This is a genomic window from Candidatus Ruminimicrobiellum ovillum (assembly GCF_002392975.1).
Classification (GTDB): Bacteria; Elusimicrobiota; Endomicrobiia; order Endomicrobiales; family Endomicrobiaceae; genus Ruminimicrobiellum; species Ruminimicrobiellum ovillum.
The window spans coordinates 1-14,251 of record NZ_DGIC01000001.1 but is presented as its reverse complement, the minus strand read 5'-3'; the positions used below and the strand labels follow the sequence as shown (position 1 = coordinate 14,251).

The following is a 14,251-nucleotide window of genomic DNA, read 5'->3' as shown; positions in this document are numbered from 1 at the left end:
AGCCGTTTTATATATAAATATCTATGAAATTAAGACTGTTTTTGAATTCCGAATATTGCCGAAACGGATTTTCTCGGTACCATTTGAAAAGTGGGGGATAAAGTTATACCTATTTTTTCCGCACCTAACCACTGCAAAAAATCTTTTTGGTTTTGTATCGGCCAATCTCCGTATCCTGGTGAAAATCTCATTGTTGTAGGTCCGAACTTTTCTTTTACATCGTTACAAATATTTCCTACCAACTCTTCTATTGCCACCGAACCTACGGAATCTAAAATAAATGCGGGCATAATTTCTTTTTGTTCCAGGAAAAGAGAAATTTTTGTATCAATGGAAAACCCTATTGTTGCTATAAGTCCGCAAACTTGTTCCGAATTTTCCAATAATCTGAAAATATCTTTACTGGTTATACGAAAATCGTCTAAAAATATGTCGTTATCTTTTATTTTTTTTGTTGCCATGGATATGGCATATTTCGGTTGTAACAACTTTTTTGCCAAATCTATTGTTTCCAAAATGGAAGTTTCTATTTTGGTATCGATTTTTGTTCTGTACTTGTTTGCACCCATTCTTACAAGCACATCTTCATAATCAATTTTTAAGTTTACAATTTCGTTGTTCATAATTAACTTTTAAAAGATTTTGTTATTGCAAAAGTTTTTTTACCTTTTTCTACATGTACCACTATTTGTTCCTGAGAAACAACATTCGATGATGAATCCAAATATTTAATATTTAACGTATGAATTCCTTCCGGTAAATATATTCTGCTCATATTTATTTGTTCCGGTAAAGTTCTCCAGGACCTTTTATCCGCTTTTTCGATTAAAGAATTTGCAATGTTTAATACACTGTTGGTTAATATGCTTAGCCCGTAAGTATCTTTGTTTTCGTGTTGTCTTACCTGGTCTGTAATAACTTTTGAAAGAACATATCTGCCTACGGCTCTTGCTATTGTTTTTGCATATACCGATGAAGTTTCGTCTTGCAAAGCATTTATCAACAAAGTTCCGATATCGCTTGCTTCATAACTTTTGTATTGCAAACCGGTTTCTTTGTTTTCGAAATTCAGTTCTTCCACAATGAAAGACGAAATTCTGTTTTCATATCTTTCATATTGAGGGAAAGCGATTTTCAGGTAACTGTCGGAAATACCTGCCTGTACTGCCGATATTACTTTTTGTGCTTTTTCCTGTTCGTCGTTTTCAATTTTTGCGGATGTAAAATACGGCCATGCTTTATAGAAAGACATTTCCGTTATATGATCTATTTTTTTCGGTGATAAACCGTTATAGTTTACTATTATAACTTCGCCGCCGTTACCGTTTTGTACGGGAACAGACACGGAATATTGTTCTTTTAAATCTTTAGCTTCCTGCGAAAAACCTAACTTTGTGTACAAATAATATAAACTTGATATTAAATCTTTCGGCGGTTCCAAATTGTATTCGTTGGCATGTTCATAATTTTTTAAAGCGAGTTTATAAGATACGAGTGCATCGTTATAATATCCCGCATTTTCGTAAACTATTCCCATAAAATATCTTATAAACGGGTCATCCGTATAAAATGCTTTTCCTTTACTGTCTGTAACTTGTTTTTTCAGTAAGTTGTCGAACTGTCTTGCTTCAACTACTGCTTCGTTATCTTTACCTTGCAAAATGTAGTTTAATGCACAAAAAACATTTACATAAGCCATTTCGTAAGGGTTACCGTAATACGGAATTACATTATCGTTTGAAAATAAAGATACGGTTCCAGCGGAAATACTTTTTGTATAGTTTTCATCGTATATCTGTTTTGCCTGTTCGAAAACGGCATTACTTTCTTCATACTTTTTTGATAAATGTTTTAAAAAACCCAAATCGAGATAATATAACAGTTTGTTCTTGTTTCCGTAAGATTTTTCCGATGAAGAAGTTAAACTTTGTGCCTGTTCGGTATGGTTGGTCATCATGTCTTTTTCAAGTTTTGAATAGTAACTGTTCAAACTTGAACATGAACACATTATAAAAATAAAAAGTGTTAATAAAGAGTATAACTTTTTCATTAATGTCCTTTAAAAGAATTCGTTAACAAAAATCTGTTTCTGTTCTTTCTTATTTTTGTTTTAAGTTCTTTTGTTTCAACTGTCTTACCGTTTTCATCTAAGTATCTTATTATTATATTATATTTTCCTTTAGGTAAACTCAATGTTGCCATATTTACTTGTTCCGGCAAACTTCTCCAGGATCTTAAATCTACTCTGTTAAGTGTGTTGGATCTTTCTTTTACAGTTCTGATTTTGTCTGCCGTATCTCTGTCGAGTCGTTCCAACAACCTTATTTTGTTGTTTTTACTTAAATCTCTGTCGTTTAAAATGTCTTGCTTTTTTTGTTCGTAATGTTCGCGGATATATTCTATTTCTCTAAAACCCGAAACATATTTGTTTATTCTTGAATAAAATACTGACCTGTAATTAGGTTCCGGCAAATGTTTTTCCAGTATTGCCGCAATATCCGTTACAAGATAACTTTTCGAATGATACTTTTTGGTGCCGTCTTGTTCGTCCGTTGCTTCGATTTCAAAAGATTTTATTCTGTTATAATATTCCTGATATACGGCAAATGCGGCAGATACTTCATGAACATTAAATTCTCTTTCCACCTCGTATCTGTACATGTTGTTTGTTTTGTAATAGTTTGCCCATGCGAAATCAAAAGTTAAAGTTACAACTTCTTCAACTTTTTTGGGAGCAAGTCCGTTATAGTTTACTATAAACAATGTTCCGTTATCGTTGGTGTACAGTTGTTTTGCATAAGGATAAGTCTTTCTTAAACTTTTTGCATCTTGTTCAAGCCCGTAATGGCAATAAATGGTATACAAATTGTTCACTAAATCTTCCGGAACTTTCATGTCGCAAATGTTGTAATTGGCATAAGCTAAAAGTGCCAGCTTGTAAGATACCATCGCATCGTTAAGGAATCCTGCATTTTGGTATATAAGGCCCATGAAATATCTTATGAAAGGATCATCTTTATACAAAGCTTTCTTTTCATCTATTTTTATTTTATTAAAAAGATTATTAACCTGTCTTGCTTCAACGGCGGCTTCGTCTCGTTTGCCTTTAAGTCTTCTTGTTTTTAAATAGTTTAATGCACAAAAAAAGTTTGCATATGCCATTTCATAATTTTCGCCCAAATAGTAGCTGGGTAACAATGTATCGTCATTGAAAAATGTTGAAGTGTAATCTTTCATTGAATAAATGTATTTGGCTTTTTCGAAGGTTTCGTTACTTTCTTTATAATTGCCGTTCAGGTGATATAAAAGACCGAGTTCCAACGAATATAAAAGTTTGTTATATTTATCGCAATTTTGATAAAATTCCGAAGCAAAATCAACAGCACCACTTATATTTTTTTGTTCTATAAGTGGTGCTAATGTATTATGAAATTCGTTTACTTTTGTCGTTGCACAAGAAGTTAAACTTATGAATATTAACGATAGTATAAAATATTTAACTTTTTTTAAGTGCATCAGTTACTTATGCTTTATATTTGCTTTTTCCTACAACTTTTTTAATTTTCTTTTGACCTATCCAAACTTTTTCGTTTGTTTCAATGTCGATAAGTTCAAGTTCTGTTTGATAATATTTCAATGTTGTTTTTCCTGCTGCATCGGTTATTGTGTTTATTTGACCTTTCAACATATAATCGGCACCTAATTCTTTACCGAATTTTTTTACTGTTGCAGGATCCGAAAAATCTGCCTGGTCCATTCTTTCTTCTCTTATTTCTTCTCTTTGATCTTTAGATGCAACAAAAGATGCTTTACCGGAATTTAAAAGAGCGATTTCAAGATCTTTTGTAAATGTTTCAGTGCTTATGTGTTCATCGCTTTTGTTCAAAATTGTTCCGACAATAATTCTCGGCTTAGCTTGTTTTTTCATCATGAAATTTTCCAACCAAGGTTTTGCTAATGAATCATTAATCATTTCTTCCGCAACAAGTTTGGAATCTGTATCGTTCCAGTTACCGCTCAAATCAATTTGTTCGTTTTCGTCTACTCTTGTAACTTTCGGTGTTGAAGAGCAAGAAAACAATACTACTGCAAAACTTAACAAACAACCCATCAAAAATAATTTTTTCATTTTAACTCCTTATTTATATTTTATTTTTCTTAATATTATATTTTATTATTATACTATTTATTAGTAATTATTATCAATAAATTAAATTTGTTTGAAAATGTGCAAATTATAGATTATGAATCTAAATATAAAATTTGCTAAAATATTTTTAACTTAATATTGAATGTTTTTTGGATTCTGCGAAAGCAGAACCGCTTTTGTGAAAGCAAAAGTAGTTACCAGTCCAAAAACAGTCGTCTTTAAAAGCAAATCAAATTCATTTGTTTTGTTTTTAATTTATACTCTTTGCCCTTCGGGGCAAAGACGGCGGCTGTTTAGGTCGGCTGGTAACTGCCTAAACAGTCGTTTTTATTTTGTTAAAACTTTCCAAAAGTAAAAATATTTAATTATTAAAACAACTTAATAAATTGTTTTTGGAATTCTGTGGAGAGCAGAACCGCTTTTGTAAAACAAAAGTAGTTACCAGTCCAAAAATAGTCATGTATTAATAGACATATCGTTTGATATGTTTTCTACTCGCTATACCTATGTCCAAATATTTATGGCTATTTAGGTTTGGTATCTTACCTATTTAGCCGTTTTTTTATTTACAGAATGTTCCTTTCTCTGACCCTTTCCAAAAACGAAAGGGAAAGATATGGCAAACAAAATAAAAGAGCAAGGAAAAGTATATACTCCTAACTATATTGTCAAAAACATTTTAAATCTAGCAGGATACAAAGGTAACAATATATTAAAAAAACATGTAATAGATAATAGTTGTGGAGATGGTGCATTCTTAAAAGAAATAGTAAGAAGATATTGTGATAATTTTTTGAAAAATAATAATGATTTAGATTTGTTAAAGAAACATTTAGAAAAATATATTCATGGTATAGAAATTGAAAAAGAAGAGATAGAAAACTGTAAAAAAAATCTAAATATTATAGCAAATAAATATGGAATAAAAGATGTTAATTTTGATCTAAATTGTGCAGATGCTCTTTTAGTGAATAAATATAATAATTTAATGGATTTTGTGATTGGAAATCCACCATATATAAGAGTTCATAATTTTAAAGAAAAATATGCTGATTTTAAAAATTTTATGTTTTCGCAAGAAGGAATGACTGATGCATATTTAGTCTTTTATGAATTAGGCATAAAAATGTTATCAAAGAAAGGAATTTTAGCATATATTACTCCTAATTCTTTATATAACAGTTTAGCTGCAAATATTTTTAGGAAGTTTTTAGTAAATAACAAAAAAATATCAAAAGTTGTAGATTTAAAACACTTTCAATGTTTCAATGCAACAACATACACAACAATATTAGTATTGAATAACAATATTAATAAAAAAGTGGAATATTATGAGTTTGATGAAAACAATTTATCATCAAAAAAAATTTCAGTTTTAAATTATAATGACTTTTATATAAATAATAAGTTTTATTTTGGAACGCCAAAATATTTAAAAGAAATAAGAAAAATATTAACTTTCAAAGAAAACAAAAAATATTTTGAAGTAAAAAATGGCTTCGCTACTTTAAATGATAAAGTTTTTATAGGAAATTTCGATTTTAAAAAATTTACCATTCCAATAATAAAAGCATCTACAGGTAAATATTTCAAATGTATATTCCCTTATAAAAAAGATGGCTCCCCAATACATTACGATGAAATAAAAAAAGATAAAAATTTATATGAATATTTTGAAAAAAGCAAACATATTCTTAAAAAAAGAGATATTGAAGACGATTATGCTTGGTGGTTATTTGGTAGAACACAAGCAATAAAAGATGTATATAAAAGCAAAATTGTAATTAACTCATTGATAAGAAATATTAACGATATAAAAATATATCCTTTAAAAGAAGGTGTTGGTGTATATAGTGGTTTGTATATACTTACATCTGTAGATTTTAAAACTGTTCAACAAATATTACTATCCGAAGATTTTATCAATTATATCAGAGCATTATCTAAATACAAAAGTGGTGGTTATTATACATTCTCATCAAAAGATTTGCAGTTATATCTTAATTATAAATATTCGAATATTATAGGAGATATCGAAAATGAACTTTTTGACAATTATTAAAAACTCTTTTCTTAAATGTTTAGAAACACATGAAAGAAGTAATGAAAAATTAAAAATTTTACATGGGGCTATAGCAAGAGATATCAATAATAAATTAGGTCACGATTATGATATATGCTCATTAGGCTTTTCTGACAACAAAGAAGAACATATAGAGGGTAGATACATTAATAAGAAAGTAGATATAACCATAAAAAAGCAAAACGAAGTTGTTGCAGGTATTGCAGTAAAATTTGTTATGAGTAATTATTCTCAAAACTCAAATAACTATTTTGAAAATATGTTAGGCGAAACAGCTAATATAAGAGCAAACAATATTCCTTATTTTCAAATATTTATATTATTTCAAAAGATGCCTTATTTCGATAAAGATGGAACAATAAAAAAATGGGAAGAAATAGGAGAACATTATATAAAAAAATATGTTTTATTATCTCAAGATAATATTGATAAATATCAACATACATCAGATAAAATTTTATTATGTTTATTAGATATCACAAGAGACGAAAATATAGAAAATAAGCAAGATTATAAAGACTATTATTTACACAATGATTTTAATATTGATTTTTCTGTAACAGAATATGATTTTGGAAATAATGTAATATATAATAACTATGATTTGTTTATTGATAAAATTTATCATAAGATATTATCAATTTAATTTTATATGAGATAGTTGTTGTCCTTCAAGACCTTAATATTTTTTTATTTAAAGAAAAATCCGTTTCGCAAAAAATAATTAAAATTTATTTGGTGATTATACAATCTATTTATTATAATATTATTTGGTAAGAACATATATTAACAATATTTGTTTGCTTATGCTTTTTAGTTAACTCTGGCAGAGTTTGGTTAAGAAGAAAAGGAGAATAAATGGATATAATAATTTATGCACAGGCACTTGAAACAAATGCTCCGGCAGACGTTTATTATAAGGATAGATATATAGTTGAAAGCATAGATGAAAAAATCGATTTAAGTCAATTTTTTAAAGACACATATAGCAAAACAGATATGATAGAATTCGAGATATTTGATTGTTTAAAAGAAAAAAAAGTTTGGGCAGAAAATATAGATAAATACTTGTATTTATATGTTTTAAGTGAAGAAATAGATCCTGATGGGGAACATATACCTATAATAATTCAAGCATATCGCGAAGATGCTGATAAAATATTTGATGCATTGAACGAATTTTTAGAAAGAAGTCACAGACACATTACCGAAGAAGCCAGAAAAAATATAAAAGAAGAAATAAAAAATTTTAAAAATGATAATAGAACAGACTTGTATTTTTGGGCTTTAGCCTTAACACTTGTTTTTGCTTTTGTTTTTTCTATGATATACAAATTCATACTGAAACATTAAATTAAAGTTATTTATTTGTATTTTTTTATCGTTTTTATAGATTCCGGATCGAGTCCGGAATGACAAAGTTTTTTGTCGTTGCCTTTCAAGACCTTAAGATTTTCGGTTAGAATAAAATAAAAAAAACGGGAAGAGTTTTTCTTCCCGTTTTTACATTATTGTTGTTATTTGCTCTCAAAGGATTTCAAAATTTTAAATTATAACAAAGTATTTGCTGAATGAAGTGTACATAAAAGAAAGCGATAGCGATTGGTACTCGATTGAGGCAAATACGAAGTTAGAATTTAAAAGAAAAATTCGTTTCGCCAAAAAGATTATTTTATAATCTTCTTGAACTTTCTCTTCCCTGCCTGCAATATCATCCCATTCTTTATTTCAATTTCGGTATCAGCCGTCACCTTCTCATTATCAACTTTCGCTCCGCCCTGTTCAATCAATCTTCTTGCTTCATTTTTACTTGCAACCATTTTAGATACAAACAAAAGTTCGGACAATTTTATTTTATCTTTATCGCATTTAAATTCTTCAATTTCGGTAGGCAAATCTTTATTTGCAAATATTTTATTAAATTCTGCTTTAGCATTTTCCGCAGCTTCTTTACCCCAATATCTTTCAACGATAATTGAGCCGAGTTTCATTTTGGCTTCTTTCGGGTGCATTTGTTTTATTTCGTCTAAATTTTCCTGCGTTAAAAGTTCATAATAGAACATCATAAGTTCGTCCGATATAGACATTAACTTACCGAACATATCCTGAGGTTTATCGTTTAATGCAATATAGTTGTTATAAGATTTTGACATCTTTTTAACACCGTCTGTTCCTACAAGTAAAGGCATAGTTATAACAACCTGCGGTTCCTGCCCGGCATCTCTTTGCATATCTCTTCCTAAAAGAAGATTAAACTTTTGATCGTTACCGCCAAGCTCAACATCCGCCTGTAAAGCAACCGAATCGTATGCCTGTAACAAAGGATACATAAATTCAACTATACTTATAGGAATATCCGCTTTAAATCTTTTTTCGAAATCGTCTCTGACAAGCATTTGTGCAACCGTATGTTTGGATGCTAATTTCAAAAGACCTTCTATACCCAACGCATTTAACCATTTACTGTTAAAAACAACTTCCGTTTTTTCTCTGTCCAAGATTTTGAAAACCTGATCCTGATAGGTTTTAATATTTTTCATTATTTGTTCTTCGGTCATCATGGGTCTTGTTGCCGATCTTCCGGAAGGATCACCGATTCTTGCGGTAAAATCACCGATTAAAAATACAATCTGGTGACCTAAATCCTGAAACACTTTTAATTTGTTTATAATAACACTGTGCCCCAAATGTAAATCGGGAGCGGTGGGATCAACACCTAACTTTATTCTTAACTTTTTACCTGAAGCAAGTTTCTTTGCCAACTCTTCTTCGGATATAATTTCGTTTGTTCCTCTTCTTATTAATGAAAGTGCATCTGTTAATGACATCAATAATTACCTCTTTTCTTCTAATCTTCTAACCCTCAAATCTTCCAATCTTTTAGATGGAAAGTTTTTGTATCAACTTATAAGTTTCTATATTAAATTCTCTTTTCAAGTTAGGAAGTTCGCTAAAAGGTGTAAGTTTTATTCTACCTTTTTCCAAACCGATAAGAATATTTGTTTGATTTTCTTTTAACAATCTTATGGCTTCCGCACCGAAAGCAGATGCCAAAATTCTTTCTCTTGCGGTTGGTGTTCCGCCTCTTTGAATGTATCCTAAATTGCTTACTTTTACATCAAGTCCCGTTTTGTCTGCTATTTGTTTACCGAACTCGAACGAGTTTCCGCAACCTTCGGCATAAGCAACTATCAACGAATTTTTTCCGGAGACACTTGCTTGTCTGAACTTATCACACAATTCTTCTATGTCCGGTTTAACTTCGGGAACTACTATAACTTCGGCACCTGATGCAAGACCTACTGCCAAAGTTAAAAAACCGTGATGTCTGCCCATAATTTCCACAACAAATATTCTGTCGTGACTTTTTGCCGTATCTCTTATTTTATCTATTGCATCAACGGCAGTGTTAAGTGCGGTATCGTAACCGATAGTTTCTTCCGTTCCTACAACATCGTTATCTATTGTTGCGGGAAGATTTACAACTTTTACACCTTCTTTACTTAAAGCTTCACCTGCGGCAAGTGAACCGTCTCCGCCGATAATAACAAGACTGTCTATATTTAAATCGCTTAAAATTTTAATTGCTTTTTTTCTGCCGACTTCCGTTTTAAGTTCGGGACATCTTCCCGTTCTTAAAATTGTTCCGCCTTGATTTATTATTCCGCTTACACTTCTTGCGGTCATATTTATATAGTCGCCATCCAAAAGGCCGCCGAAAGCTCTTTTAAAACCTACCATTTCAAAACCGCAATATATACCGGTTCTTACAACGGCTCTGACTGCAGCATTCATTCCGGGAGCATCACCGCCGGCCGTAATTATACCAACTCTTCTGTTAGCCATAACAAAACCTCCGCTACATTATATATATAATGTATATAATGTTGCTTATTTTACAAAATTAAATATTAAATTGTAAATTGCTATAGGCAATTAATCAGAGTAATAAGCGAAACGGATTCATTTTTTAAATTATAACTTTGTATTTGGCTCAATCGAGTACCAACCGCTATCGCTTTCTTTAAGGAGTTACTAACCGATAGCAGTGCCAAAGATTGCGAGATGTTTTTTTTGTTACAAAGAGGCGGAGCTTTGAAGTAATAGTTGATACTATTACAAAAAGCTACAACGAATTTGTAATAAAAAAGAACCACAAGATTTAGTACTGATATTGGTTAATAACTCCTTCGGTACACTTCATTCGCCAAATACTTCGTTATAATTTAAAATCTTTAAATCCTTTGATTGCAAACAACGACAAAAGAGGAAAAGATATTTGGATAGATTCCGGATCAGGTCCGGAATGACAAACGAAACAACAATTTATAATTTACAATTTACAATGCAGGTAAAAATTGCTAAACAAGTTTTGACAAATATGAGTTGATTTTTTATAATAAACGAATAGTAAAAATTCTTTGTAAAAAGGAGAAAAAATGAAAAAAAGTTTATTGGCAGTATTGTTGGCAGTAGCACTTGTAGCACCGGTGTTTGCAACCGAAAAAGGAGATATGGAAATTGTAGGTAAGTTAGGTTTAAATTTAACACCGAATGTAGCAGCAAGTGGAGATGTATCAAAAAAGGGATATTTTAGACCATGGACTTTTAAAGATACGGATGAGGATACAAATATGTCCGTTTTAATCGGAGCAGAGTTCTTTTATTATTTAAACAAAAATGTAGCTTTGGGTTTTGGTATAAACAATAATTTTAATGCAGAGTTAAAAGATCTGACAGTTGGTGATATGAAATTTGAAAGTGAAATAGGATTTACAAATTTTTATTTTGCAGTAAAACCTAAAATAGAGATGCAGTCAGAAATTTTTAACAGCATATATTTTGTCGGGCAATTGGGGTATGGTATTCTAAGATTTGATAGCGATTATGAAGGAGATAAACTTTCGGAAGCAGATGGTAACGGACTTTATTGGGGAATCGGTGCGGGAACTGAAATTTATAAAAATTTTATAGTTGAATTGCTGTATTCGGTTAACTATGGTTCAATTAAAGCTGTTAGTTATATGAATGGTAAAGCAGATTTAACATATACAACTCTTACATTGAATGTTGGTTACAAATTTGCAATATAGTTATTGCGACATTATCTTTTAATTTTATAATTTCTAAAAAAGCGGAAAGAGTCAATCTTTCCGCTTTTTTTACATAAATTGCTAATTGTTGTTTTGGTATTGACTTTAAAACAAATTTTAGATATAATACAAAAACTTACATAAGTTTTTTTTGTAAGAAATTATATGTTTTATCGTGCATGTATAACGAAAAAAATCGTTATGCATTGCATATTTTTGTTATTAAAAAAAACAAGAAAATATTTATGTAAAATAAAAAATATCAGGGAAAGAAAATGGCTAGAGAATTTTCATTAGAAAAGATTAGAAACTTCGGTATTGCCGCTCACATTGATGCCGGTAAAACCACAACGACAGAAAGAATTCTTTTTTATACCGGAAGAACTCACAAAATCGGTGAAGTTCATGAAGGTGCTGCAACAATGGACTGGATGGAACAGGAAAGAGAAAGAGGTATTACTATTTGTTCCGCTGCTACATATTGTAAATGGCAGGATATGCAGTTTAACATTATAGATACCCCGGGACACGTTGACTTTACGGCAGAAGTAGAAAGATCTTTAAGAGTTCTTGATGGTGCAGTTGTTGTATTCGATTCCGGAAACGGAGTTGAACCGCAATCTGAAACCGTTTGGAGACAAGCCGATAAATATAATGTACCAAGAATCGTTTTTTCAAATAAAATGGATAAAATCGGTGCAGACTATTTCATGGTTATAGACCAAATTAGAGAAAAGTTAGGTGCAACACCTCTTACAATGCAAATTCCTATAGGTTCAGAATCAAATTTCCAAGGTGTTGTTGATTTGGTTCAAATGAAAGCTTATATATGGCACGGAGAAGAATTAGGTGCAAAGTTCGATATAACAGACATTCCTGCAGATTTAGTAGATAAAGCAAAAGAATTAAGAGAAAAAATGATAGAACTTATAGCAGATTACAGCGACGATGTTATGAATTGCTATATGGAAGGAAAAGAACCTACAATCCCTCAAATTAAACAAGCAATAAGAAATGCAACACTTCAAATAAAATTAATCCCGGTTTTCTGCGGGACATCATTCAAAAATAAAGGTGTACAACCAATGTTGGATGCAGTTTGTGATTATTTGCCGTCACCTTTGGACAGAAAAGATATGCACTGCATAGATGCAAATACAAATGAAGAAACTTCAAGACCGGCTGACGATAATGCTCCTTTCGCAGCTTTGGCCTTTAAGATACAAGCAGACCCTTTTATAGGAAAGCTCACCTATATTAGAGTTTACTCTGGAACTTTGCAAAGCGGTTCTTATGTATTCAATCCTGGCAAAAACAGCAAGGAAAGAATTTCTCGTATCGTAAGAATGCATTCAAACAACAGAGAAGAAATTAAAGAAGTTAGAGCAGGTGATATTGCAGCAGTAGTTGGTTTGAAAAATACCGGAACAGGTGATACACTTTGTGATGAAGCAAAACCTGTTATCTTGGAATCTATGGAATTCCCGGAACCGGTTATTTCGGTTGCAATTGAACCAAAATCAAAAGCTGATGAAGAAAAGTTGGCTAATGCTTTATCAAGACTTGCAGAAGAAGATCCTACATTCACGGTAAGAAGTGATGAGGAAACAAACCAAACCATTATTTCAGGTATGGGTGAACTTCATTTGGATGTTTTGGTAGACAGAATGAGAAGAGAGTTCAATGTTCAAGCAAATGTAGGTAAACCTCAGGTTGCTTACAGAGAAACAGTTAGAAAGACATCTGAAGCTGAATCTAAGTACATCAGACAGACTGGTGGTAGAGGTCAATACGGACACGTTATTATAACATTGGAACCGTTACCTCCTGCCAAAGGTTTTGAGTTTGTTAACAAAATCGTTGGTGGTGTTATTCCGAGAGAATACATACCTGCAGTTGAAAAAGGTATTAGAGAAGCTTTAACATCCGGTGTTTTGGCAGGTTATCCTGTTGTAGATGTTAGAGTAACTTTGATAGATGGATCTTTCCACGAAGTGGACTCTTCCGAAATGGCATTTAAGATTGCCGGTTCTATGGCATTTAAAGATGCTTGCAAAAAAGCAAACCCTGTTATTCTTGAACCTATAATGAAAACAGAAGTTATGGTTCCGGAAGATTACATGGGTGATGTTATCGGTGATTTGAACTCAAGAAGAGGAAAAATTATCAGCATGGAACCTGTAAACAAAATCGAACATATTAAAGCAAATGTTCCTTTATCTGAAATGTTCGGTTATTCAACAACATTGAGATCGTTAACACAAGGTAGAGGAAATTACAGCATGGAACCTTCACACTATGAAGAAGTTCCAAAACAAATTGCAGATAAGATTTTAGAGAAAAAGGCATAAAAATTACCGATGGTAATTTTGAAGTATAGATGCATAGAAGTATAGATGTATAGAAAAAAAGGAAGTTTTTAAAATAAAACAGGAGAAAGAACAATGGCAAAAGAAAAATTTGACAGATCAAAGCCACATGTAAACGTAGGAACAATAGGACACGTTGACCACGGTAAAACAACCTTAACAGCAGCAATAACAAAGGTATTGGGCGATCAAGGCTTAGCAGAATATATACCTTACGATACAGTAGCAAAAGCATCAGAATCACAAGGAAGAAGAGACGATACAAAGATTGTTACAATTGCAGTAAGCCACGTAGAATATTCAACAAAGAACAGACACTATGCACATATCGATTGTCCGGGACATGCTGATTATGTTAAGAACATGATCACCGGAGCAGCGCAGATGGATGGAGCAATCTTGGTAGTAAGTGCATTGGACGGACCGATGCCACAAACCAGAGAACATATCTTGTTGGCAAGACAAGTAAACGTTCCAAACATAGTAGTATTCTTGAACAAATGTGATGCAGTAGAAGATAAAGAATTGTTAGACTTGGTAGAAATGGAAGTAAGAG

The 14,251-nt window shown here is 31.5% G+C and carries 12 protein-coding genes; 6 read left to right on the top strand and 6 right to left on the bottom strand.

The window, feature by feature from the left end; translation table 11 throughout:
* Positions 1-29 precede the first annotated feature (29 nt).
* From B2Y85_RS00060 to lpoB, 4 genes are read right to left on the bottom strand one after another with little or no spacing between them, the layout of a single operon-like run.
* Positions 30-623 carry a vitamin B12 dependent-methionine synthase activation domain-containing protein gene (locus B2Y85_RS00060; protein ID WP_372518424.1) on the bottom strand — a complete coding sequence of 198 codons (594 nt, stop codon included), beginning with the start codon at positions 621-623 and terminating at the stop codon, positions 30-32.
* Positions 624-625: 2 nt separating this feature from the next.
* Positions 626-2,050, bottom strand: coding sequence for a COG3014 family protein (locus B2Y85_RS00055; protein ID WP_372518423.1), 1,425 nt, complete (start codon positions 2,048-2,050; stop codon positions 626-628).
* Positions 2,050-3,516, bottom strand: a complete 1,467-nt coding sequence (locus B2Y85_RS00050; RefSeq protein ID WP_372518422.1) for a hypothetical protein — start codon at positions 3,514-3,516, stop codon at positions 2,050-2,052. Before B2Y85_RS00050 ends, B2Y85_RS00055 begins: the two co-directional genes overlap by 1 nt.
* Before the next feature lie 7 nt (positions 3,517-3,523).
* Positions 3,524-4,129: a penicillin-binding protein activator LpoB gene (lpoB, locus tag B2Y85_RS00045; protein WP_372518421.1), complete on the bottom strand. Its 606-nt coding sequence runs from the start codon at positions 4,127-4,129 to the stop codon at positions 3,524-3,526.
* Positions 4,130-4,766: 637 nt separating this feature from the next.
* Between lpoB and B2Y85_RS00040 the strand changes: the two genes are divergently transcribed.
* From B2Y85_RS00040 to B2Y85_RS00030, 3 genes are all read left to right on the top strand, one after another.
* A complete protein-coding gene (locus B2Y85_RS00040; RefSeq protein WP_372518420.1) occupies positions 4,767-6,212 on the top strand; it encodes an Eco57I restriction-modification methylase domain-containing protein in 1,446 nt (481 codons plus the stop codon).
* Positions 6,190-6,879 (top strand): hypothetical protein, encoded by a 690-nt coding sequence (locus B2Y85_RS00035; protein WP_372518419.1) that lies wholly within the window; start codon positions 6,190-6,192, stop codon positions 6,877-6,879. Before B2Y85_RS00040 ends, B2Y85_RS00035 begins: the two co-directional genes overlap by 23 nt.
* Before the next feature lie 212 nt (positions 6,880-7,091).
* Complete coding sequence (locus tag B2Y85_RS00030) at positions 7,092-7,586, top strand: hypothetical protein (RefSeq protein WP_372518418.1); 495 nt, start codon at positions 7,092-7,094, stop codon at positions 7,584-7,586.
* A 314-nt stretch (positions 7,587-7,900) separates the two neighbouring features.
* Here the strand turns inward: B2Y85_RS00030 and tyrS are convergent, their stop codons facing one another.
* Both tyrS and B2Y85_RS00020 read right to left on the bottom strand, forming a co-directional pair.
* Positions 7,901-9,061 carry a tyrosine--tRNA ligase gene (gene tyrS, locus B2Y85_RS00025; RefSeq protein ID WP_372518417.1) on the bottom strand — a complete coding sequence of 387 codons (1,161 nt, stop codon included), beginning with the start codon at positions 9,059-9,061 and terminating at the stop codon, positions 7,901-7,903.
* Between the two features lie 52 nt (positions 9,062-9,113).
* Positions 9,114-10,079: an ATP-dependent 6-phosphofructokinase gene (locus B2Y85_RS00020; protein WP_372518416.1), complete on the bottom strand. Its 966-nt coding sequence runs from the start codon at positions 10,077-10,079 to the stop codon at positions 9,114-9,116.
* A 593-nt stretch (positions 10,080-10,672) separates the two neighbouring features.
* Here B2Y85_RS00020 and B2Y85_RS00015 point away from each other — a divergent pair.
* The 3 genes from B2Y85_RS00015 to B2Y85_RS00005 form a co-directional block, all read left to right on the top strand.
* A complete protein-coding gene (locus B2Y85_RS00015) occupies positions 10,673-11,326 on the top strand; it encodes an outer membrane beta-barrel protein (protein WP_372518415.1) in 654 nt (217 codons plus the stop codon).
* 275 nt (positions 11,327-11,601) lie between these two features.
* Positions 11,602-13,677: an elongation factor G gene (gene fusA, locus B2Y85_RS00010; protein ID WP_372518414.1), complete on the top strand. Its 2,076-nt coding sequence runs from the start codon at positions 11,602-11,604 to the stop codon at positions 13,675-13,677.
* Between the two features lie 93 nt (positions 13,678-13,770).
* On the top strand, positions 13,771-14,251 hold a 481-nt coding region (locus B2Y85_RS00005; protein ID WP_372518412.1), incomplete at its 3' end, for a GTP-binding protein.